The organism is Microbulbifer harenosus (assembly GCF_005771435.1).
In the GTDB taxonomy this organism is placed as follows: Bacteria; Pseudomonadota; Gammaproteobacteria; order Pseudomonadales; family Cellvibrionaceae; genus Microbulbifer; species Microbulbifer harenosus.
Genome location: NZ_VANI01000004.1, coordinates 289,651 through 310,963 on the forward strand (window position 1 = coordinate 289,651; position 21,313 = coordinate 310,963).

The 21,313-nt window shown below is 61.8% G+C and carries 21 protein-coding genes; 10 read left to right on the forward strand and 11 right to left on the reverse strand.

Annotation, left to right across the window (positions count from 1 at the left end):
- Nucleotides 1-154 precede the first annotated feature (154 nt).
- Both hisA and hisF read left to right on the forward strand, forming a co-directional pair.
- On the forward strand, nucleotides 155-898 hold the full coding sequence (gene hisA, locus FDY93_RS03495; protein ID WP_138234355.1) for a 1-(5-phosphoribosyl)-5-[(5-phosphoribosylamino)methylideneamino]imidazole-4-carboxamide isomerase: 744 nt from the start codon (nucleotides 155-157) through the stop codon (nucleotides 896-898).
- A 16-nt stretch (nucleotides 899-914) separates the two neighbouring features.
- Nucleotides 915-1,685 (forward strand): imidazole glycerol phosphate synthase subunit HisF, encoded by a 771-nt coding sequence (hisF, locus tag FDY93_RS03500; RefSeq protein ID WP_138234356.1) that lies wholly within the window; start codon nucleotides 915-917, stop codon nucleotides 1,683-1,685.
- Nucleotides 1,686-1,694: 9 nt separating this feature from the next.
- On the opposite strand, the gene FDY93_RS03505 is transcribed toward hisF, so the two are convergent.
- The 5 genes from FDY93_RS03505 to FDY93_RS03525 all read right to left on the reverse strand — a co-directional run bounded on the left by FDY93_RS03505 (nucleotide 1,695) and on the right by FDY93_RS03525 (nucleotide 6,207).
- Nucleotides 1,695-1,940, reverse strand: coding sequence for a DUF6316 family protein (locus tag FDY93_RS03505; protein WP_138234357.1), 246 nt, complete (start codon nucleotides 1,938-1,940; stop codon nucleotides 1,695-1,697).
- Nucleotides 1,941-2,045: 105 nt separating this feature from the next.
- Nucleotides 2,046-3,434, reverse strand: coding sequence for a S41 family peptidase (locus FDY93_RS03510; protein WP_138234358.1), 1,389 nt, complete (start codon nucleotides 3,432-3,434; stop codon nucleotides 2,046-2,048).
- Between the two features lie 218 nt (nucleotides 3,435-3,652).
- Complete coding sequence (locus tag FDY93_RS03515) at nucleotides 3,653-4,630, reverse strand: lipocalin family protein (RefSeq protein ID WP_138234359.1); 978 nt, start codon at nucleotides 4,628-4,630, stop codon at nucleotides 3,653-3,655.
- A 94-nt stretch (nucleotides 4,631-4,724) separates the two neighbouring features.
- Nucleotides 4,725-5,228: a DUF4405 domain-containing protein gene (locus tag FDY93_RS03520; RefSeq protein WP_138234360.1), complete on the reverse strand. Its 504-nt coding sequence runs from the start codon at nucleotides 5,226-5,228 to the stop codon at nucleotides 4,725-4,727.
- 1 nt (nucleotide 5,229) lies between these two features.
- Nucleotides 5,230-6,207 carry a quinone oxidoreductase family protein gene (locus FDY93_RS03525; protein ID WP_138234361.1) on the reverse strand — a complete coding sequence of 326 codons (978 nt, stop codon included), beginning with the start codon at nucleotides 6,205-6,207 and terminating at the stop codon, nucleotides 5,230-5,232.
- Nucleotides 6,208-6,325: 118 nt separating this feature from the next.
- On the opposite strand from FDY93_RS03525, the gene FDY93_RS03530 reads away from it, so the two are divergent.
- Nucleotides 6,326-6,757 (forward strand): MarR family winged helix-turn-helix transcriptional regulator, encoded by a 432-nt coding sequence (locus FDY93_RS03530; RefSeq protein ID WP_138234362.1) that lies wholly within the window; start codon nucleotides 6,326-6,328, stop codon nucleotides 6,755-6,757.
- A gap of 39 nt (nucleotides 6,758-6,796) precedes the next feature.
- Here the strand turns inward: FDY93_RS03530 and FDY93_RS03535 are convergent, their stop codons facing one another.
- Entirely contained in the window at nucleotides 6,797-7,939 is a 1,143-nt protein-coding gene (locus tag FDY93_RS03535; RefSeq protein ID WP_138234363.1) for a murein hydrolase activator EnvC family protein, read from the reverse strand.
- A gap of 47 nt (nucleotides 7,940-7,986) precedes the next feature.
- Nucleotides 7,987-9,531: a 2,3-bisphosphoglycerate-independent phosphoglycerate mutase gene (gene gpmI, locus FDY93_RS03540; protein WP_138234364.1), complete on the reverse strand. Its 1,545-nt coding sequence runs from the start codon at nucleotides 9,529-9,531 to the stop codon at nucleotides 7,987-7,989.
- A gap of 346 nt (nucleotides 9,532-9,877) precedes the next feature.
- On the opposite strand from gpmI, the gene FDY93_RS03545 reads away from it, so the two are divergent.
- The 6 genes from FDY93_RS03545 (at nucleotide 9,878) to smrA (ending at nucleotide 13,314) form a co-directional block, all read left to right on the forward strand.
- A complete protein-coding gene (locus FDY93_RS03545; protein ID WP_138234564.1) occupies nucleotides 9,878-10,288 on the forward strand; it encodes a rhodanese-like domain-containing protein in 411 nt (136 codons plus the stop codon).
- A 45-nt stretch (nucleotides 10,289-10,333) separates the two neighbouring features.
- Nucleotides 10,334-10,585, forward strand: a complete 252-nt coding sequence (grxC, locus tag FDY93_RS03550; RefSeq protein ID WP_138234365.1) for a glutaredoxin 3 — start codon at nucleotides 10,334-10,336, stop codon at nucleotides 10,583-10,585.
- A gap of 118 nt (nucleotides 10,586-10,703) precedes the next feature.
- A complete protein-coding gene (gene secB / locus FDY93_RS03555; protein WP_371808111.1) occupies nucleotides 10,704-11,219 on the forward strand; it encodes a protein-export chaperone SecB in 516 nt (171 codons plus the stop codon).
- Between the two features lie 126 nt (nucleotides 11,220-11,345).
- Nucleotides 11,346-11,783 carry an acyl-CoA thioesterase gene (locus tag FDY93_RS03560; RefSeq protein WP_138234367.1) on the forward strand — a complete coding sequence of 146 codons (438 nt, stop codon included), beginning with the start codon at nucleotides 11,346-11,348 and terminating at the stop codon, nucleotides 11,781-11,783.
- 37 nt (nucleotides 11,784-11,820) lie between these two features.
- Nucleotides 11,821-12,684: an SDR family oxidoreductase gene (locus tag FDY93_RS03565; RefSeq protein WP_138234368.1), complete on the forward strand. Its 864-nt coding sequence runs from the start codon at nucleotides 11,821-11,823 to the stop codon at nucleotides 12,682-12,684.
- A gap of 33 nt (nucleotides 12,685-12,717) precedes the next feature.
- The gene (smrA, locus tag FDY93_RS03570; RefSeq protein WP_256367335.1) at nucleotides 12,718-13,314 is read left to right on the forward strand and encodes a DNA endonuclease SmrA; all 597 of its coding nucleotides are present in this window, start codon (nucleotides 12,718-12,720) and stop codon (nucleotides 13,312-13,314) included.
- 323 nt (nucleotides 13,315-13,637) lie between these two features.
- Here the strand turns inward: smrA and FDY93_RS03575 are convergent, their stop codons facing one another.
- The 4 genes from FDY93_RS03575 to FDY93_RS03585 all read right to left on the reverse strand — a co-directional run bounded on the left by FDY93_RS03575 (nucleotide 13,638) and on the right by FDY93_RS03585 (nucleotide 17,591).
- On the reverse strand, nucleotides 13,638-14,168 hold the full coding sequence (locus FDY93_RS03575) for an META domain-containing protein (protein ID WP_138234369.1): 531 nt from the start codon (nucleotides 14,166-14,168) through the stop codon (nucleotides 13,638-13,640).
- 114 nt (nucleotides 14,169-14,282) lie between these two features.
- A complete protein-coding gene (locus tag FDY93_RS03580; RefSeq protein ID WP_138234370.1) occupies nucleotides 14,283-14,756 on the reverse strand; it encodes an META domain-containing protein in 474 nt (157 codons plus the stop codon).
- 152 nt (nucleotides 14,757-14,908) lie between these two features.
- The gene (locus FDY93_RS19395; protein WP_171018876.1) at nucleotides 14,909-15,049 is read right to left on the reverse strand and encodes a hypothetical protein; all 141 of its coding nucleotides are present in this window, start codon (nucleotides 15,047-15,049) and stop codon (nucleotides 14,909-14,911) included.
- A gap of 373 nt (nucleotides 15,050-15,422) precedes the next feature.
- On the reverse strand, nucleotides 15,423-17,591 hold the full coding sequence (locus FDY93_RS03585) for a TonB-dependent receptor (RefSeq protein WP_138234371.1): 2,169 nt from the start codon (nucleotides 17,589-17,591) through the stop codon (nucleotides 15,423-15,425).
- Between the two features lie 181 nt (nucleotides 17,592-17,772).
- Here FDY93_RS03585 and FDY93_RS03590 point away from each other — a divergent pair, with 181 nt between their 5' ends.
- The gene (locus tag FDY93_RS03590; protein WP_138234372.1) at nucleotides 17,773-21,180 is read left to right on the forward strand and encodes a PAS-domain containing protein; all 3,408 of its coding nucleotides are present in this window, start codon (nucleotides 17,773-17,775) and stop codon (nucleotides 21,178-21,180) included.
- Nucleotides 21,181-21,313 lie beyond the last annotated feature (133 nt).

Consider the following 21,313-nt stretch of genomic DNA (forward strand, 5'->3'; position numbering starts at 1 on the left):
GGGGTTTCGGAAGCGTCGGCAACAGGGATGTTGCCGACGCAGCGTACAGGGATGTATTCACAGCGGTTCCGAAACCCCTTCCCCGGTGCTGCGCCGCCACCGGGCCAGCTGAGAACCACGCGGGGCCGGATCAATCTACAGGAAGTTAACCAAAATGATCGTAATCCCAGCCATTGATCTGAAAGACGGCCAGTGTGTACGCCTGCGCCAGGGTGAGATGGAAGACGCCACTGTCTTCTCCGACGACCCGGTCGCTACCGCCGAACACTGGCTCAGCCACGGCGCCAAGCGCCTGCATATCGTCGACCTGAACGGCGCCTTTGCCGGCAACCCCGTTAACGGCGATGCCGTCAAAGCCATTGCCCGCCAGTTCCCCAAATTCCCGATTCAGATCGGCGGCGGTATCCGCGATCTGAAAACCATCGAGCGCTATATCGACGCCGGTGTTACCTGGGCCATCATCGGCACCGCCGCGGTGAAAAATCCCAAACTGGTGAAAGAAGCCTGTAGAGAATTCGAAGGCCACATCATCGTCGGCCTCGACGCCAAAGACGGTCTGGTCGCCACCGAAGGCTGGGCCGAAGTCTCCGACGTGCAGGCCACCGAGCTCGCCAAGCAGTTCCAGGATTGCGGCGTGAGCTCCATCGTCTATACCGACATCGCCCGCGACGGCATGATGCAGGGCGTCAATATCGAGGCCACCATGGACCTCGCGCGCGCCGTGCAAATTCCGATCATCGCCTCCGGCGGTGTCAGCTGCATCGAAGACATCCAGCAGCTGCTGGAAGCCGGCGACGAAAACACCGAAATTTTCGGCGCTATCACTGGCCGTGCCATCTACGAAGACAAACTCGACCTGCGCGCCGCGCAGGAACTGTGCGACAACTGGAAGAAGTAACTGCAGGGATTATTCAATGGGTCTCGCTAAACGCATCATCCCCTGCCTGGATGTCGACGCCGGCCGCGTCGTCAAGGGCGTCAACTTCGTCGACATTCGCGATGCCGGTGACCCGGTGGAAATCGCGCGCCGCTACAACGAAGCTGGCGCTGACGAAATCACCTTCCTCGACATCACCGCCACCCACGAAGGTCGCGATACGACCTTGCACACGGTGGAAAAGATGGCCTCACAGGTATTTATCCCGCTCACCGTGGGCGGCGGCGTGCGCGAGATCCAGGATATCCGCAACCTGCTCAATGCCGGTGCCGACAAGACTGCAATCAATTCCGCCGCGGTGCACAATCCCGACTTCGTGCGCGAAGCCGCCGAGCGCTTCGGCAGCCAGTGCATCGTTGTTGCCATCGACGCCAAGCAGGTAGGCAATGACAAAGAGCCCAAGTGGGAAATCTTCACCCACGGCGGCCGCAAACCCACCGGTATCGACGCGGTGGAATGGGCGAAAAAAATGGATAGCTACGGCGCCGGTGAAATCCTGCTGACCAGCATGGATCGGGATGGCACCAAGAACGGCTTTGACCTGGCCCTGACCCGCGCCATTTCCGATGCGGTATCGGTACCGGTGATTGCTTCCGGCGGTGTCGGTAATCTGCAGCACCTGGCGGATGGGGTCCTGAAAGGCGGGGCCGATGCTGTACTCGCCGCCAGCATTTTCCACTTCGGCGAATACACCGTGGGCGAAGCCAAGGCCTTTATGCAGCAGGCTGGAATAGAAATGCGGATCTGAGTCCGCAGGTCAGAATTTCTGTGTGCGATACCAATGGCGTGCGCGCTGGCTACCGAATGGCCGCACGTTGCCGGAGTATTTCTGCCGCGGATTGAGGTAGTTGTCCACGGCTTTTTCCGCCTCTTCGCGGCAGCAAAAAGGGCCGAAGGTCTTGCCGCCGCGCACGGTGAAATACCAGTCGTCGTCCACCTTGAAGAAGCGGTCGGCGCGGGGGGGGATCGGGGCTCCCTGTTCGCCACGACGATACTGCTGCATGACTACCTCGCTACTGCTTGTGGGGCCCAGCGCGACAACTATAACCAGATACCGCGCTTAACCCGACGATGGCCGGGCACCCCGGAATTCAGACGTCGCCCTATCTTAAAGGTCTTCCGCGCGAATCTGCGCAACCTGGTCTTTCACTGCCGGCGCACTGCTTTTTTCGCTCGGCACGGGCGCGCGGTACCCATAAAGGTTCAGGCCTTTCAGCACATTCAGTGCCTCGAATACCTGATTGTCGCGGTCATACCAGTCGTCCTTGTCCGCCTTGGCGCGTTTGCGGTCTTCCGACCCGCTCTCCTTGCCGCCGTTGCCGTTATCCAGATGTCCTGCCAGGTCCGCCTCGGTGGTGCGAGCCACGCCGTCCAACCGGGTGACCTGTACCCGTTCAACGGTGATGTCCGGCTTGATTCCCTGGGCCTGGATCGAACGGCCTTTGGGGGTGAAATAGAGCGCGGTGGTGAGCTTGATGGCGCGGTCGTCGGTAATGGGGATGACGGTCTGTACCGAGCCCTTGCCGAAACTGTCGGTGCCCATCACCACCGCGCGGCGGTGATCCTGCAGCGCGCCGGCAACAATTTCCGCGGCAGAGGCGGAGCCGTCGTTGATCAGTACCACCAGCGGTGCGCCATTGGTAATGTCGCCGGGGCTGGCGGAGTAGCGCAGGTTGGAGGACTCATTGCGGCCCTCGGTATACACCACGAGACCGTCTTCCAGGAAGGCGTCCACCACTTCCACGGACGACTGCAATACGCCGCCGGGGTTGTTGCGCAGGTCGACCACCAGGCCCTTGAGTTCGCCTTCTTTCTTGAGTTTTTTCATCGCCCGCATCAGGTCGCCGCCGGTGTCCAGCTGGAACTGACTGATGCGCACGTAGCCGTAGCCATCTTCAAGCATTTCACCGCGCACACTGTATACGCGCACTTTGTCGCGCTTCACCGTGACGTCGAAGGGCTCCTTGTGTCCCTTGCGTCCGATGGTAAGCGTGACCGAGGAGCCCACCGGGCCGCGCATTTTCTCCACCGCCTCATCCAGGCTCACACCGCGCATGGACTTGCCGGCCAGGCGCAAAATCACATCGCCTGCGCGCAGCCCGGCGCGTTCCGCTGGCGTGTCGTCCATCGGCGTGATGATGGTGATGTAGTCGTCCTCGACCCCCACTTCGATACCCAGGCCGGCAAACTCACCGGTGGTGTTGGCCTGCAGGTCGTCGAAGGAGCGGCTGTCGAGATAGGCGGAGTGCGGGTCCAGCCCCTGCAGCATGCCCTTGATGGCGTATTCCAACAGGGTGCTGTCGTCCACTTCGTTGACGTAGCCCTGGCGTATCTGCTCGAACACCTTGGCGAAACTGCGCAGGTCTTCCAGAGGCAGGCGCGCCTCGGCTTCCAGCGAGGTGCGCTCGCTGCTGCCGCCCTGGCTGAGTCCCATCAGTGGCAGGGCGGTGAGAGCTGCCGCGCCTATGAGGCTGGCGAGCGTTTTGCGGGTGAACATAATCTGCACGTCCTTGGCAATTATCTTTACTGTCTACAAATTCGGGATGCTCAAAAAGATTGTAGACCCGGCACTCCGGCCGGGTTTGAAGTTGGCGGATAACTGATCCGGCGCGGCGGGATGACAAATGTTCGCTGCCAGGTCTTTCATGTCGCAAGGGCAGAAACACCCCGGGGCACGCGACTACGGGGCCGTCGCGGAGGTTTGGAGGGTCACGTTCACGCCTGCCAATCGCCGACCATTTCGACATAGCAGTAGCCGCTGACATTTTCGCCGCGCACTGAGCCGCTGACCGAACTCGCGCCCTCGTAGCGCGCATGCAGGCCCCTGACTTCCTGCTCGCGCGGTCTTGCGATGACCTGCAACCGCATATCGAGCGCAGGCACCAGCACCTGCCATCGGGTCGGGAAGCGGGCGCCGGATTGCGGGCTCAGCCAGTAGTCGCAGGCGCCCTCGGCGAGTGGAATCAGGTCGGCGACGAGGTGCTTGCCGCTTTCATCAATCACGGTAACCCAGGCATCCGACTTGCCGTCGACGCCTGTCGCATCCCAGAGACTGATCCGCCAGCCGTTGCTGAGGTTGAGATCCATCCACGTCCACCTGCCGCGCGGTGCGCCCAGCGGTTGGTTCTGCCATTGTCGATCGAACCAGCTCATGCCCGATGCCCGGAATTCGCGACCGTCGATGGTGAGACTCCCCGTGGTTTCCAGCGTCGGGATGGAATACTGGAACACGTCCATGCCCAGCATGTCGAACCGACCCGTGCCCTTGTTGTAGAGCGGGTGGCCGACCGCTCTCAGGACCACGTCGATGCTGGCACCCTTGATTTGCGCACGAACATGCATTTCGTCGAGCGTTCCCGAGAGCGAAATGTGCGGCGTTGTGACCAGCAGTCGATCCGAGCGAGCGTTCGCGCGAAAGACCGGGTGAAAGCCGTGCCGTACTCCGTACCAGCCCGTAGTCTCGTCGGTGATGCTGGCCGCGCTGTCCACGCCCACCGTGATCCCGCCGATGCTGAGCGCAAACAGGTGGACGAGATAGTTGAGCGTGTGACCCTCGGACTCAAAGTGGCCGACCACGAACCAAGAGTTGAGCGTGTAGTCGCGCTTGTGAGCCAGATCCGCCGCTATGTCGAGGGCTGGAGCGGCCCCCGTTGGCGTTGTCGCCAGGTTATTGGTCAGTAAAGGGATGTTCATAGGCTTGCTTCCAGAGTTGGGTTCTGAACACCGCACGCCAGGCGTGGCGGTGTATGACGGAGGCAGTTGTTGCTGAGCCTTCCGACTGCGCGATTCACTCGCGAAGGATCACGAGGCCCAGGATGTGGAATTCCTCCATGTCATGCGCGTCCGCCAGTTGCTTGATGTTCTGGTCGGGTGTCGCGGTGACGCCGTGTGTTTTGAGCCTCGCTAGAAGCTCCGCCGGTTCTGTGCGCGTCACGTCAGCGAGTGCGGACAGTGGGGCCTCGATAAGCGCATTGGAGATTGGCCACTTCAATTGAGGGGCCGTGATGCGCCCGAAAGAGAACATCGAGACCAAAAGAATGATTGCGAAGATGGCAACGTTGGCTCTCCCCCAGTTCGATTTGAGATGCTTCGCCAGAGGACGGATGTTCACCGCGATATGACCGCCTGCGCCGACAAGAAAGAACCATGAGAACCACTCGTGTGCGAAGGAGAGGTAACCCGGCACTACGTCGAAGAACATCAGGGCACCGGTAACGGCCATCAAAATGAAGGAGCCGATGGTCAGTGGCGTGGACCAGGTGCGCAGAGTGAAAGGTTTGGTTGTTTTCATCTCAGTTCTCTGTCGCGTCGATCGCTGGTTGCTGTGGCGTGATGACGATGCGCTCACCGGATCGGGAAGCCTCGCACCACACCTGCTCTACGTTGCGAAGTGGCACGGCCTTCACGTCGATGCGGAACGTGCCGCGTGTGATCTCTTTCGCCAGCGCGGGCAGTTCCGTGAGAATGTCGCGGCCGGACACCGAGCCGTGCCCGCTGCCCACGATATGGAGATTGGCAGAGCGCAGGAAGGCGCCGGGAATGGCGGCAACTTCACCAGCCATTGAGCCGACGTGAATCCAGGTGAGGGGCCGGCTGCGATCCGCGCGCTGCTTCAGTACGGTTTCCATGACACGCAGCGAACTGTCGCCCCAGAGGAAGTCGAGTACGCAATCGACTTCACATGCGACGGCACCCGCCCCATGCTGCGCATCACTCAACGTCATGATTTCTGTGGCACCGAGTGCCAGCAGTTTCCCGAGCCTCTGCTCGTCGCGCCCCACGGCGATGACTTGCGACGCGCCGAGATGCCGGGCGATCTGCACGGCCATGCTTCCTGAACTTCCGGTGGCGCCGAGGACGAGCACCTTCTGTCCACGCTCAAACGGAACGCGGCAACGCAGTGCAAGCCAGGATGCCATTGCCGGGTTCATCGCGCCGGCGATGGCGACCGGGTCGCTTTCGCTCGACAGCTCGATGCTGTGGTCGAGTTTGATCACTGTCTTGTCGGCCATCGTGCCGATCTGGCCGGGACTCTGTGCGAAATAGCGCAGCTTGCCGTCGGCGTCACGCCCGACACCATCGACACCCACAACGAGCGGGAGCCCGCGGGTGCTGGAGTAATGCGTAGCTGAAGCTCTCCCTCGGGTGAGGTGATGCAGGCCGACAGCGAGCACTTCAACAAGTATTTCTCCGGGTCCATTGGGCGTCGGATCAGGGAAGTCGCTGTAGCGCGGCGGTTGGTCGGACGAAGTGATGACGGCTGCTTTCACGGGGCTCTCCTTGGGTGTCTGGGTGGGCGCGCAGCCCACATAGTTCGTATTACGATCAATTATTGATGCGTAATACGAACCATGTCAAGATCGGGCCACGATGAAGGAGCAAAAATCCATGAAAGAACCCCACTCACCCGGTGAAGGACTGGCCGACGCACTCGTGCCAACCGCCTTTGTCACCATGGCCGTGCTCAACAAAATCGGCGCCGAGAACGACCTGTCTCTGACGCTGATCCGCGTCCTGGGCATCCTGTCGGACCAGCGCCCGCGGATGACCGAACTGGCCGACTACCTTGGGTTGGAGAAGCAAACGATGTCGGGGCTTATTGCCCGAGCGGAGAAAAAGGGGCTCGTAGCGCGCGCACCCAACGCGGAAGACGGCCGGGCGACGGATGTTTTTCTGACAAGTGAGGGGGCCAGGCTCGCCAAACGCCTGCATGCACAGACGCAACAGGCATTGGCGCCGCTCACCGAACAGCTCAGCGCGGCAGATCAGCGACAGCTTCAGGAACTGCTTCAGCGCATGCTTGAGAGCCGGAAGAGTTGAAGGCCAGGTGATTGTCGGGCGGAGTTGGCCCCGGCGCGATCAGCCGCGGCACCAGGCGGTGGGGTCTTGGGGTTTGCCGTTGCGGCGGATTTCAAAATACAGGCCGGGCTGGCTCATGCCGCCGGTATTGCCGACGCGCGCGATGGTATCGCCGCGCTCCACCCACTCGCCGATGGCGCGGGTGAGGGACTGGTTGTGGCCGTACAGGCTCATGTAGCCGTCGCCGTGATCGAGGATGATCAGCATGCCGTGGCCGCGCAGGTAATCGGAAAATACCACTCTGCCGCGGTGGATGGCGTTGACCGCGTTGCCCTCATTGGCGCGGATGGTGACGCCGGTCCAGGTGATGCCGTTGGCGCGGCGCTGGCCATAGGCATTGGCGCGACGACCGGCAACCGGCCACTGCATGCGGCCGCGCTGCTTGGCGAAGGGGGTCTGGTCGCTGGGGTTGATCAGGCTGGCGATGGCGCGGCCCACCTCGTCGACAAGCCTCTGCAGGCGGCCGCGGTCGCTGTGCAGCTGGTTCAGTTCGCCGCTTTTGCTGGCGAGCTGTGCGGCCAGTTTGTCCAGGGTGCGCTGGCGGTTTTTCTGCGCGCTGGCCAGCGCCCGGTGTTTCTCCTCCAGCTGGCTGCGTTCGCGCGCGAGAGTGTCCTGTTCGCGCTGGATGCCCGAGCTAACGGTGGAGAGTTGATCGAGGGTGCTGACGTAATCGTCGATGACGCGGCTGCGTTGCTTGAGGAAGTAGTCGTGGTAGCGGAGTTGGCGGGCGATGTGCTGAGGATCTTGTTGATTGAGGAGCAGTTTTATCTGCTCCTGGCGACCGAGTCGGTAAGCGGCGGCGACTTCCTGCTCGACCCGCCGCTGCATACTTCGGCGGGAATCCTCGAGCTGCTGCTCTTCCTTCTTGAGTTCCTGCAGTTTGTCGCCGCGGCTCTTCATGTCCGCCTTGATCTTGTCGATACGTTGCAGCAGTTCCGAGATGTCCTTCTCGTTGGATTCCAGGTCTTTGAGCAGCTGGTCGCGCTCGCTTTTCACCTGGTTCAGCTCCCGCTGTAGCGTTTCGATGCGCTGTTTGATTTCCGCGAGCCGCGCCTGCTGCGCCTCGTCATCCGCCTGTGCGAAACAGGCGGGAACCAGGACCAGAGACAGCAGGGCTGCGATGACAAAGACAGAAAATTTCATAGCGTCGGCTGCGGTTTCGTTTTGTTGCGTTCTTTCTATTGAACAAATTAGTTGAGTTTGACCAGCGGCTCGCCGCTCATTTCCACCGGCTGCGCCAAACCCATCAGCGCCAGCATGGTGGGCGCGACATCCGCGAGGCTGCCGCCATCGCGCATGGTCACACTGCGCTCGCCAATGTACACGAAGGGCACCGGCAGGGTGGAATGCTGGGTGCTGACCTGGCCGGAACCGGCGTCGAACATCTCTTCCACATTGCCGTGGTCGGCGGTGATCAGCACTTCGCCGCCGGCAGCCAGCGCGGCCTTGGTGACGCGGTCCACGCATACGTCCAGTGCTTCGACGGCTTTTACCGCAGCCTCGAACACGCCGGTGTGGCCAACCATGTCGCCGTTGGCGTAGTTGCAGATGATCGCGTCGAACTTGCCGCTCTCAATTGCGGCGACCAGCTTGTCGGTGACCTCCGGTGCGCTCATCTCCGGCTGCAGGTCGTAGGTGGCCACGTCCGGTGATTTGATCAGGATGCGCTCTTCGCCATTGTAAGGCTCTTCGCGACCGCCGCTGAAGAAGAAGGTCACATGTGCATACTTTTCTGTCTCGGCAATGCGCAATTGGGTCTTGCCCTGGTTCTGCAGGTACTCGCCGAGGGTGTTGGTGAGGCTCTCCGGCGGGAAGGCGCAGGCCGCGTCGATGTCGCTGGCGTATTCGGTGGTCATCACGAAGTCCGCCAGCTTGGGGGTGGCGGCGCGCTCAAAGCCATCGAAATTCGCGTCGGTAAAGGCGCGGGTGAGCTGGCGCGCGCGGTCCGGGCGGAAGTTCATGAAGATCAGCGCGTCGCCGTCCTGCATAGGGGCCGGCGCGCCGATCAGGGTCGGCGCCACGAATTCGTCGTTCTCGTCGCGGGCGTAAGCGGCGGCCAGGCCGGCCAGCGCATCGTCCGCCTGGTATTTTGCTTTGCCCTGGGTGATCAGGTCATACACCGGTTGCACGCGGTCCCAGCGGTTGTCGCGGTCCATGGCGAAGTAGCGGCCGCTGAGGCTCGCGATGCGCGCGGTACCGAGGGCGTCGCACACCTGGGTGAGACGCGCCAGCGGGGTTTCCGCGCTGCGCGGCGCGGTGTCGCGGCCGTCGGTAAAGGCGTGGATATACACCGCCTTGGCGCCGCGCTGGGCGGCGAGAGTGGCCATGGCGACGATGTGGTCGTCGTGGCTGTGCACGCCGCCGTCCGACAGCAGGCCCATGATGTGCACCGCGCGGTCGTTGGCCACGGCCTTGTCCACCGCGGCGGTGTAGGCCGGATTGGTAAAGAAGTCGCCGTCTTTGATCGCCTTGTTGATGCGGGTGAAGTTCTGGTACACCACGCGGCCGGCGCCGAGGGTCATATGGCCCACTTCGGAGTTGCCCATCTGGCCTTCCGGCAGGCCCACCGCCATACCGGAGGTGTGGATCAGGGTTTTCGGGCGGGTGGCCCAGATCTGGTCCCACACCGGGGAGTTCGCCGCGGCAATGGCGTTGTGTTCGGCGTGTTCGCTATAGCCGAAACCGTCCAGAATCAGCAATACCAGGGGGCGTTTGGACGAAGACTCGGTTGCCATGGGATCAGACTTCCTGTGTTGGGTGTTGTAGGTCGGTGCTGCGGAATACGTGGATGGTGGATCGTTCGGCGTCACTGCCAGAAGACGGAACTCTTGCACGAGTTGTACCGCAGGTGGCGGATTTTAACCTGTTTGCACCGCCGAGGTCAGTATTTGCGCAGCGATCGGGGCAATAAACGCGAGACAACGCGGGTAAAAGGCTGACTAAGAAATGGCCATTTCCGTGTATACTCCGCCCCCTTCGAGCCGTTGGCGTTAATGTTTTACAATGCCCGGCGCAAACGTGACCGACCGAGCAGTCGGTGGTCGCAATCAGAACAACAAACCAGAGATTTTGGGGGCGGAGTTGGATTTTTTCGTCTTTATCAGCGAGCAGTGGCTGCTGGTGAGCCTGTTGGTGGCGCTGATCTACGCACTGGCCATTTCCGAGCGGATCAGGGCGGGCAAACCGGCGTCGGCCCACGAAGCCACCCTGCTGATCAACAGGGATGGCGCCAAGGTCATCGACCTGCGCGATCGCGCCGAATTCACCGCCGGGCACATTGTGGACGCGATCCACATCCCCCATGGTGAGGTCGAGAAACGCATGGGCGAACTGGCACCCTATAAAGAGAAGACCCTGATCCTGGCCGACAAGATGGGCCAGCACGCGGGCCCGGTAGGTCGCCAGCTGAAAAAAGCCGGCTACACCGTGCGCCGCCTGGAGGGCGGTATGTCCGAGTGGACCAACCAGAAACTGCCGCTGGTGAAAGGCTGATCGGCCTGAGCCCGCCGAATTGCAACGCAAAGAGGTTATCCGGTCGTGAAAGACGTCATTATTTACACCACCCGCTTCTGCCCCTTTTGCATCCGTGCCAAGTACCTGCTGGACAACAAAAACGTCTCCTACACGGAGATCTCCGTGGATGGAAAACCGGAGCTGCGCGCGGAGATGACCGCCAAGGCTGGGCGACACACCGTGCCGCAGATCTGGGTCGGCGGCCACCACGTGGGTGGCTGTGACGAGCTGATGGCCATTGAGCGCAGCGGCGAGCTGGATAGACTATTGGCGTAACGCGCCATTCCAGTCGGTAAATTCATACCCTACGCCTTGAAAGGGTATTTCGAGGCCCCCATAAGTAAGGCTCTTACAGGGAGTCTTCTTTCAGGGAAGGCAGTCAAAAACTAATTCGATAACAGGCTTTAACATGGCTGAAGAACTCAACGGCGCCGCGGCGAGCACCGAAGCGCAACAAGTCCAATTCGCAATGCAGCGCATCTACCTGAAAGACCTCTCTTTCGAAACCCCGATGGGCGCCGAGGTTTTCAAAAAGCAGTGGAAACCGCAGGTAAACCAGGAACTGAACACCAAAACCGCCAAGATCGACGAAGATCTTTACGAAGTGGCCCTGACCCTGACCATCACCGTAAAAATCGAAGACGACACCGCGTTCCTGGTGGAAGTGCAGCAGGCCGGCCTGTTCGGCATCAAAGGCCTCGAAGGTGCGCAGCTGGCCCAGGCCCTGAACACCGCCTGCCCGACCATCCTGTTCCCCTATGCCCGCGAAGTCGTGGACAACGTTGTGACCAAGGGCTCCTTCCCCGCCCTGATGCTGCCGCCGATCAACTTCGACGCCCTGTTCGCCGCTGCCATGCAGCAGGCCCAGCAACAGGCCGCCGCGCAGAGCGCAGAGAAAACCGACGCTTAAGTCGCGTTTTTCCAGAGAAAGGCTCCTTCGGGGGCCTTTTTTGTTTCGGTGGCCCCATAGTCAAGGGCGAAGGTGCTGATGCCAGGTGCGCGTCCGCCACAGGCCGATCTACGGAGTACAATTTCCATGAACTGGGACCTGCCCCAACCCTATATCCAGAAAGTCCGCGTGGAACCGGAGCACGTCGACGGCCTGCACCACGCCAATAACGCCGAATACGTGCGCTGGTGCGAGCGCGCCGCCTGGTCCCACAGTGTAGAACTGGGCCTGGATGTCACCAATTACCAGTCGCTGGACCGGGGAATGGCCATCCGCCAGGCGGAGTACGACTATATACTGGCCGCCAGAGAGGACGACGAACTGCTGATCGGCACCTGGCTCACCATGGTGGACGGCCGACTCAACATGACCCGGAAATTCCAGGTATTTCGCGCCGGCGACCAAGCCCTGATCCTGCGCGCCACCTGGCAGATGGTGTGTATCGAACTCTCCAGCGGCAAACCCAAGCGCATGCCGCAGACCTTCAAAGACATCTACTGCCCTGCGGTGGTGGCAGAACTGTAATCGCCGCAAAATCGGAAAACGCCAACGGAGCGCCCGCATGAGCGAAGAGATCACCCTCACCAAAAACACCGGCGCCCTCAAGGGCAAAACCATCTTCATCACCGGCGCCAGCCGCGGTATCGGCCGCGCCATCGCGCTGAAGTGCGCGGCCGACGGCGCCCATATCGCCATCGCCGCCAAATCCGCCGAACCGCACCCCAAGCTCCCCGGCACCATCTTCAGCGTCGCCGAAGAGATCGAAGCCGCCGGCGGCAAGGCGCTGCCGATGCAGGTGGATGTGCGCGAGGAAGACCAGGTAGCGGAGGCGCTGAAAAATACCGCCGACACCTTCGGCGGCATCGACGCGGTGATCAACAATGCCGGCGCCATCAACCTCACCAACGTCGAGAACACCCCGCCCAAGCGCTACGACCTGATGCTGGATATCAACGCCCGCGCCGTGTACCTCACCGCACACCTGGCGATTCCCTACCTCAAGCAGGCTGAGCGCGGGCATATCCTCAGCCTGTCGCCGCCGCTCAATCTCGAGCCGCGCTGGCTGGGACCTTTCGCCCCCTATGCGCTGTCGAAGTTTGGCATGACCATCCTGAGCCTGGGGCTCGCGGAGGAGCTGCGGGAAACCAACATCAGCGTTGCCACCCTGTGGCCGCGCACTCTGGTGGCGACCGCCGCAATTGAATTCGCGGTGGGGAACCGCGAGATGTTTGAGCAGAGCCGCAAGCCCATGGTCATGGCGGACGCGGCCTATGAAGTGCTGATCACCCGCAATCAGGGGCTCAACGGTGCGCAGCTTATCGACGAGGAACTGCTGCATGAACGAGGGGTGGAAGATTTCACCCAATATGCGCACAATCCCGCCAAGGCCGGCCAGTTGGCGGTGGATCTGTTTCTCGATCCCTGAGCGACTGCCGGCGCGAGAGGTACGGGGGAGAATGTGGACAAGACCGATCTGGATGAATTTCGCGGCGCCATGGGCGCGCTCGGCGACGTAAAGCCGCTGGCGCCTGCGCAGCAGGAGCGCGCCCTCAGAAAAGACACCTCCGACCGCGTAAACCAGCGCGCCCGCCGCGAGGCCGCTACCGCGCAGACCCAGCGCGAACTGAACCCGCTCGGCGGCGAATTCGTCGAGCCGGTAGAACCCCACGACCCCATCGAATTCAAACGCGACGGTGTGCAGAACGGCGTCTACCGCAACCTGCGCCTCGGCAAATACACTGTTGATGCGCGCCTCGACCTGCATCACCACACCGTCGACATGGCCCGCAGCGCGCTGTACCAGTTTGTGCGCGATTGTATGGAAGCGGATGTGCGCTGCGCGCTGGTGACCCATGGCAAAGGCGAGGGCCGCAAGACCCCGGCAATGCTGAAAAGCTGCGTCAATGCCTGGCTGCCGCAACTGCAGGAAGTGCTTGCGTTTCACAGTGCACAGAAGCAGCACGGCGGTCTGGGTGCCACCTATATTCTGCTGCGCAAGAGCGAGCGCAAGCGCCAGCAAAACCTGGAGCAGCACCAGCGGCGCAAGCGGCCCTGAGGTATTCAACAGGTAGTTTGTAAAAAAATTACCGGGAAACAAGAAAATTTCCTGTTTCGTAATCTGATTGTCACGTCTGACAACTACTCTGTACCCACAACGAAATTTTGCTTGTCCGGCTGTTTCATCGCTCAGCCGCTTAAGTTTTCGTTGTTCTTCTCTCTTTGCATCGCACCAATTTTATTGGTGATTTTATGCTTCCGAGTTTGGAAGTGCCTCCAGTTGGAGGACTGGTATCGAGATCCGCACTTGCGGGTGGAGATCCTTCTTGAATGATTCAGGCGGCCCCAGTGGCCGCCTTTTTTGTATCTGCGGGAAGAGAATCAGGAACCGGGCTGATCGCCCGCCTGCTTGAACTCCAGACGGGTGCCGTCGCTGCCTTCGAGAATCAGTGTGTCGCCCTGGGTGTGAGCGCGGGAGATGCGGGGCATGGCCAGCAGGAAGTCTTTTTCCAGCGTATCGCTGTCGCGGCGCCCCGCCATGCGGGAGATTTTTGGCGGCTTCAACCAGCGTACACTGCCGCTGTCCGCCAGCTCAAACTTGCCGAGGTACGGGTTGGCGCCGGCGCTGCCGCGCACAAAACCGAGCTTGTCACAGGTGAAGTAGGGGCGGTCCCGCCACATTTTCTGCCAGAACATGCGCGGTTTGTGCTCGCGTCCGTCCACCGTGAGGCTGTCCAGAATCCACTGGTGTTCGCAGATGCTGCGCTCGCCGGCTTCAGCCATCGCCGCTGGCTGGCTGCTGTGGCTCCCGCAACCGCTGAACACCAGGACTGCGACCAACAGTGAAAGCAGGCCCAACACAGGGCGTGGAAAGCGCGTTGGGGAAAGCGGGGACTGAAGCAGGGGAAGCATGATTCCATCCGGTGGCCGTTTGCGCCATTTAACACGAAATGGCCGCCGGCGTCTGTGACCCCATCGGTCTGATGTGTGGCCGGTCAAGTCACTGGCGCGGCGTGAGCGGCGGCATCACAGCCCCGCTTTGATGTACTCGAGATAGATGTTGCCGGAGGCATCCCGCAGGATCAGCCGGCCGCCTCCCCCTTTCACAAACGCCTGACTGGTGCCGGACAGTGCCCGCAGATACTGGTTTTCCTGCTCCATCAGTTGCGGCGGTCCGGCCATCTTGGTGGAGGCAAAACTGGCGGAATCCCACAGCAGGCCCCCGTTGGCAGTGATCTGCAGGGTGCCGCGGTAGGTATTGAGGCCGCTCTTGCCCATGGCCTCACCGCCGGCGTTACACAGAAAAGTGAACTCCCGCGGCTGGTCGACAGGCACGGCCTGGCCGTTGATGCGCAACAGGCGCAGCTCCCACTTGTGGCCGCACACGCTGTTCATGGAACCCGGCGTCTGGCTCGGGCCCGAATCCTTGCCGCCCATATTCATACAGCCCGCGATAACAATCGCGAGGCCGAGAAACCACACCGGAACCGCTTTGCTCATTCTCTTCCCCTTTCCCTGGTTTTGGCCGTTCCCTGGCAGATAGATCAAGCTTAGTCAGTCCGCCAGCGGGCGAGAGGATTTTGGCGACTAAGGGGGAATGAGGATTCGCACGGACAGGGGCTGGTTCCAGCCTGATATCGGCGCCGAGTGGATTAGTCCGGTTGGCGCACGCAGCGCACCACCACCTTGGCATCCAGCTCCTGCTCGAAGCAGCGAAAGCGGGTGCCGTTGACATTCAGTGAGCGTGGGGTGTCTCGTCTGCCACTGCGGGGGCGGCGGTCGGAAGATCTCACTGAAAACTGTGCGGAATCCATATGGGGGGGAACGGCGCTGCTGAAAGCGCGGTTTGCATGACTTTCCATAGGCGCGGTTGTGGTGCAACCGGCAACAACTCCTGTCGCTATCGCCACAGCCAGCAGAATACGACTCAATTTCTGCACGCTGGTACCTCGATGGCTGGTAAGAGAAGCGGCGTCACTGCCGCCCTCTCATTTCAGGTTAGAAGAGGCTTCCGCCAAAGTGAGGAAATTGATGCCAATTTGTTTAAGTCCGCGCCGGACTGGGGATTGCTGCGACAGGGAAGTTTGAAGACGGAGAGGAGAGCAAAAAAGGGGCCCAGTGGGCCCCGCAATGATAGTGCAATGAGATGACGTCAAAGACGAGAGACTAGAAGTTGTAGCTGCCGGTGAGGGCGATAGTGCGCGGCGCACCGTAGAAGGCTGTATTGAAGGCGCCGCCGAATGCGTAGCCCGCCACTCGATACTCTTCGTCCGTCAGGTTTTTACCCACCAGGCTCAAGTTCCATTTGCTGTCCGGGCTGTAGTATGTCGCGGTCATATCCACGAGGGTGTACGCCTCCTGATCAAGAGGACTGGGTGTTTCAAAGATCTGGGTATCTGCGCGATAGGACACGGTTGGCAGGAATACCAGTTCTGCACCATTGTTCATGGGCACCGAGTAGTTCAGCTGGAACATCGCCGTGGTATCGGGCGTGTTCTGCATGTCGCGGTCATCCGAAACGTCGACGCCGCCGGAGATGAACTCCAGGAACTCGGTATCGGCGAGACCCAGTGACATATTTGCCAGCAGGTTGTCGGTCAGCGCCAGCGTGGCCTCAAGCTCCAGACCCTGGATGCGCGCCTCACCGGCATTGAGTACCGCACTGGAGAAACCGCCGCTGGGAGTGAATTGCTGGACGGTGATCTGCATGTCTTTGTAATCCGCGCGGAACGCGGCGGCATTCAGGCGCAGCCGGTTGTTGAACAGATCGGACTTCACGCCGAATTCATAGGTATCCACCGTTTCCGGGTCGAAGCCATCAACGGTGGAGGGCAGCACACTGGCATCGCCGCGCATGTCAAAACCGCCGCTTTTAAAGCCGGCGCTGTACTTGGCGTAGACCATGTTGTTGTCGTCAATCTGGTAGTCCAGGCCCAGGTGAGGAGTGAATTCGCCCCAGCTGTCGCTGTTTTCGTAGTCGGTCAATGCTCCGAGGAATACTGCGGCGGGTTGGCCGGGATTGTACTTGCCAGCAAATAGCGGGCTGTAAACACCGGCAAAGTTGCCCTTGAAGACAGACGCATCCTTGTCATCCTTGGTGTAGCGGCCGCCGACGCTCAGGTTCCAGTCCTGCGCGAATTGCCAGTTGTAGTGGGCATAGGCGGAAAGGCTGGTGGTATCGACAGAGCCCGCCACCTGTTGTGTCAGATTGATGTAGCCAAGAACCGCGTCGAATGCGCCGGCGGCCTTACCCGTGTAGTAGTACAAGCCGCTGACCAGGTCCGCATTGTCGCCCTCCCAGATTAGCTGGAATTCCTGTGTGGTCTGGTCGTCTTCATAGTAGGCGGGCACATCAAAATCCGGGCGGTTGACACTGTCGAAATCAATCGCGGTTTCGGTTTCCCCGCTGCGGTAGGCGGTAATGGATTTGATGGTGACGCTGTCAGACATTTCCCATTCTGCGGTCAGCGACATGCCGCTGGTTTCCACGCGGTTTTCGGAAGGCATGTTGGATTCGGTATCGTAAATACTGTCCAGTACCGGTTCCTCCCCCAGGCCCGGAGCTAGGCGGTGGCCATGGCGGGGTGCAGATTCATCAACCGTCTTGTCTCCGGCCAGGCGTACCCAGACGGTGTCTGAGGGATTCCACTCCAGCGCGATCCGACCGCTGAAAATGTCCTTGTTGTACTGTTCCGCTCCAGTAATGACATTTTCACCGTAGCCGTCGCGCTGGAAGCTGGCGATCGCGCCACCGATATTCACGGTATCGGATACAGCGGTAGAGGCGGCAATTTTAAGGTCGCGCTGATTATAGGATCCAAGGGCACCGCCCACGTTGATTTCGGTATCGCCGGTCATCTTTTTGGTGACGTATTTGACTGCCCCACCAATGGTGTTCTTGCCATACAGGGTGCCCTGGGGACCGCGCAGGATTTCCACGCGCTCCACGTCGAGGATGTCCAGGACGGAGCCCTGCGGACGTGCGATGTAGACGTCATCCACGTAGATGCCGACGCCCGGCTCAAAGCCCCACAGGGGGTCCTGTTGGCCGATGCCGCGGATAAAGGCGGTCAGGGTGGTGTTGGTTCCGCGGCTCACTTGCAGGGTGGTATTTGGGGATAACTTTTGGACGTCGGTCAGATCGGTGACACCGTTTTGCATCAACTGGTCCGCGTTGATGGCGGTGACCGCCACCGGCACTTCCTGCAGCGACTGCTCGCGTTTCTGCGCGGTTACGGTGACTTCTTCCAGCTGTGGGTCTGCGTAGGCGAGGGTCGCGCCGCAGGCGAGCATGATGCCCACGGCGAGGGGATTGAACTTGATTGTTTTGCGCATGGCTCTCTCCGATCACCAGATTATGGTTTTTATGTAAGTTTCGGACCTGCACTGTATCCGCTGGCAATGTCGCTGCCTGCTAGACCAAGGTATGACGCCTGCCCGCCTTCAGCGGGCAGGACAAAAAACACCCGATGGGTTAGGCTTCCAAGCATAAACAGAATAACGAAAGAGGCGCCAATTGTTCAGCCTTACCCTGCTTGCCACTGTGGGCCTGAGCTATCTGCTGCTGCTGTTCGCCATCGCCTTTTGGGGTGACCGGCTGCCGGCGGCGCGACTCCGCCCGGTGAAACCCCTGCTGCTGGCGCTCGCCGGTACCTATACCAGTGCCTGGATGTTCTTCGGCGTGCCCGCCCAGGCGGTGAGCGAGGGCTGGCTGGTGCCGCCCACCTTTGTCGGCGCCTGCCTGATGCTGATCTTCGGTGCGCCCCTGTTGATGCGCTTTGTGCGCCTGTCCAAACAGCAGGGCTCCACCTCCATCGCGGACTTTATCAGCGCCCAGTACGGCGGCTCCCAATGGCTGGCGGCGGCGGTGGCACTGCTGGCGGTGGTCGCCATCGTGCCCTATCTGTCGCTGCAGCTGCGCGCGGTGGCAGACAGTTTCCTGCTGTTGGCCCGCGGCGCCGAGTACCGCGAGCTGAGCGCCTCGGTGGTGACCGCCGTGGTGGGGGCGACCCTCGGATTGTTTGCGCTGTTATTCGGCACCCGTCATATTGACAGCAGCGTGCACCGCAACGGCATGTTGCTGGCGGTGGCGTTCGAGGCGCTGGTGAAGATCGGCGCGCTGGTGGCAGTGGCCTGGTTTGTGGTGCACTCCGCGTTCGACGGCACCGCGGAACTGGCGCGCAGCGCGCTGGCAAGCCCGCGGGTGGGGGCCATGGCCGAGGCGCGCCCGGCGGATACCGGTTACTTCGCGGTGGTGGTACTGGGGATGGCAGCGATCTTCTGCCTGCCGCGGCAGTTCCACATCCTGATGATTGAAAGCGACGGTGAGCGCGATATCGGCCCGGTGCGCAAACTCATTCCGCTGTATCTGGCACTGGTGTCGGCGGCGGTACTCGCTGTCGGCTACGGCGGGCTTTTGTGGCTCCCCGACAACTACAGCAATGCCGAGCGCTTTGTGCTCGGCATACCCCTGGAGAGCGGCACTCCCTGGCTCGCGCTGTTGGCGTTTATCGGCGGTCTCTCCGCCGGTTCCAGCATGGTGATCATTGCCACCATCGCGCTGTCCACCATGATCGCCAACACCATGGTGGTGCCCTGGTGGCTGAAGCGGCTGCAGCAGCGCCCCGCGGGTGTGGCGCTCGGCAGCGACCTGCGTCGGGTGCGGCGGGTCATCATCGGACTGCTGATGCTGGCGGCATTCGGCGTGAGCGAACTGATCGGCTCCGGCGTCAGCCTGGGTACCTTTGGCCTGCTGTCGCTGGCACTGGTGGCGCAGCTGGCGCCGGCGATGGTCGCGGCCGTGACCTGGCCCGCGCGCTGGCCGCGGCTGCGCGCCGCCGGCGTGATGGCGGGGCTGCTGCTGGGTGCACTGGTGTGGGCGCTGTCCGCACTGCCCGTCGCCCTCGGGCAGGAGGACCTGATCGCCACCGCACTGGGGCTCAAGTGGAATGCACTGACCACCAGCTGCGTGTTCGGCCTCGGCCTCAACGGTGTCGCGCTGGTGGCCGTGTCGCTGCTGTTCGCCCGCTGGCAGCCCGGCGGCGCTGCGCTGCCGTCGGCGCCGGTGGACAAGACGCGCCTGCGTCAGCTGCTGGCGCGCTTTGTGGGCGCGGATGCGGCGGAGCGCGCACTCATTGAAAACACCGAGGGCAAATCCGCAGCGGCGGACTACCGCGAAACCGTGGAGAAAATTCTCGCCGGTATCGTCGGCAGCACCAGCGCCCAGCGCCTGGTGCGCCAGTTGAGTGAGCCGGAAATGGCGGCGCAGCAGCTGGATCAGGCCTCCGACATCTATCAGTTTGGCCGCGGCCTGCTGCAGAGCAGTATCGACAATATCGACCAGGGTATTTCGGTGGTGGATGCCAACCTCAACCTGGTGGCCTGGAACCGCCGCTACTTGGAGCTGTTCCACTATCCCGAAGAAATGATCTACGTGGGCCGGCCGGTGGCGGAACTGGTGCACTACAACGCGAGCCGCGGTGAGTGCGGCCCCGGTGAAGTGGAAGAGCATGTGCAAAAGCGGGTGGAGCACCTGCGCAACGGCACCGCCTACCGGGTGCAGCGCAACCGCACCGATGGCACGGTATTGGAAATTCGCGGCAACCCGCTGCCGGGCGGCGGTTTTGTTACCACCTATACCGACGTGTCTGACTACCAGCGCGCGCTCGCCGAGCTTACCGAGATCCGCAATTCCCTTGAGCAGAAAGTGGCGCACCGCACCGCCGAGCTGGAAGCGGTGAATGACGAGCTACAGGACCTGAACCGCGAACTGCAGGCGGCGAGCGCCGGCAAGACCCGCTTCCTGGCCGCTGCCAGCCACGATCTGGTGCAACCGCTGAACGCCAGCCGCCTGTTTATCGACGCCCTCGCGGCACACCCGCTGGAAGACGGCAGCCGCCAGCTGCTCACCCGCGCCGACCGCGCGCTCGCCTCCGCCGAGCAGTTGATCACCGATATGTTGCAGATCGCGCGTATGGACGCGGGGGATATCCGCCCCAGTTTTACCGCAGTGTCCCTCGACAGCATCCTCGACGACGCTGTGGCCCAGGCGCGCCTTGCCGCCGGCAGTCGCGGCATCCGCCTGCGCTACCGCCGCAGCCACCTGTGGGTGCACAGCGACGAGAAAATGCTGCGTCGGGTGATTCAGAACCTGTTGGACAACGCGGTCAAATACACCGCCCGCGGCGGCGTGCTGGTGGCGGCGCGCAGGCGCGGTGCGGACATCTCCCTGGAGGTGTGGGATACCGGTGAGGGCATCGCGCGCGCGCAGCAGCAGGACATCTTCCGCGAGTTCTGTCGGCTGACACCACAAACTGCCCCGCAGGATTCCCCCAATACCGCCCGCCAGCACGGCTACGGCCTCGGCCTCGCCACCGTGGAGCGCCTGTGCCGCCTGCTCAACAGCCCCATCAGCCTGTCGTCGGTGCCCGGGTGCGGCAGTGTGTTCCGGGTGCGCCTGGCGCGCGCCAGCGCCCGCGTCGAGCCCCGCCCGCCGCTGACGGCAGTTGCCGGCCGCGGCGCGCAACTGGACCTGCGGGTGCTCTGTGTGGACAACGAGCCCTCCATTCTTGAGGCCATGGCGGCACTCCTCGGCGGCTGGGGCTGCAGCGTGCATTGCGCACGCAACCGCACTGAGGCACTGGCGGCGACGGAGCCGGATCTGCTGTTGATGGACTTCCACCTGGACGACGGCGACAACGGCATCGACCTGGCGGCAGAGCTGCTGTCCCACTGGGGCGGCGAAGGTGGTTGTAACGTGCCCTGCGTGATCATCTCCGCGGAAAACACCAACACCGTAAAGTCCCGCGCCCACAACGCGGGCTGGCAGTTCCTGCAAAAACCCCTGCGCCCGGCGGCGCTGCGCGCGCTGTTGCAGCAGCGGCAGAAAACCCGCGGCGAACCCCGTGCGACCAAGGTCGTATAGCGATGGGGGGTGCGGAGACGCACTCTTGTGCGAATTTATTTTTGAATCCATCCGGAATGGGTTCGCCTGCAAGCAGGCTCCTACGGGCGCGTTGTAGGAGCCTGCTTGCAGGCGAACCAGCGTGAATACATTC

Coding starts and splice junctions, on each gene's coding strand:
- hisA (WP_138234355.1), top strand. CDS start 155: ATGATCGTAATCCCAGCCATTGATCTGAAAGACGGCCAGTGTGTACGC.
- hisF (WP_138234356.1), top strand. CDS start 915: ATGGGTCTCGCTAAACGCATCATCCCCTGCCTGGATGTCGACGCCGGC.
- FDY93_RS03505 (WP_138234357.1), bottom strand. CDS start 1,940: ATGCAGCAGTATCGTCGTGGCGAACAGGGAGCCCCGATCCCCCCCCGC.
- FDY93_RS03510 (WP_138234358.1), bottom strand. CDS start 3,434: ATGTTCACCCGCAAAACGCTCGCCAGCCTCATAGGCGCGGCAGCTCTC.
- FDY93_RS03515 (WP_138234359.1), bottom strand. CDS start 4,630: ATGAACATCCCTTTACTGACCAATAACCTGGCGACAACGCCAACGGGG.
- FDY93_RS03520 (WP_138234360.1), bottom strand. CDS start 5,228: ATGAAAACAACCAAACCTTTCACTCTGCGCACCTGGTCCACGCCACTG.
- FDY93_RS03530 (WP_138234362.1), top strand. CDS start 6,326: ATGAAAGAACCCCACTCACCCGGTGAAGGACTGGCCGACGCACTCGTG.
- FDY93_RS03535 (WP_138234363.1), bottom strand. CDS start 7,939: ATGAAATTTTCTGTCTTTGTCATCGCAGCCCTGCTGTCTCTGGTCCTG.
- gpmI (WP_138234364.1), bottom strand. CDS start 9,531: ATGGCAACCGAGTCTTCGTCCAAACGCCCCCTGGTATTGCTGATTCTG.
- FDY93_RS03560 (WP_138234367.1), top strand. CDS start 11,346: ATGAACTGGGACCTGCCCCAACCCTATATCCAGAAAGTCCGCGTGGAA.
- FDY93_RS03565 (WP_138234368.1), top strand. CDS start 11,821: ATGAGCGAAGAGATCACCCTCACCAAAAACACCGGCGCCCTCAAGGGC.
- FDY93_RS03575 (WP_138234369.1), bottom strand. CDS start 14,168: ATGCTTCCCCTGCTTCAGTCCCCGCTTTCCCCAACGCGCTTTCCACGC.
- FDY93_RS03580 (WP_138234370.1), bottom strand. CDS start 14,756: ATGAGCAAAGCGGTTCCGGTGTGGTTTCTCGGCCTCGCGATTGTTATC.
- FDY93_RS03585 (WP_138234371.1), bottom strand. CDS start 17,591: ATGCGCAAAACAATCAAGTTCAATCCCCTCGCCGTGGGCATCATGCTC.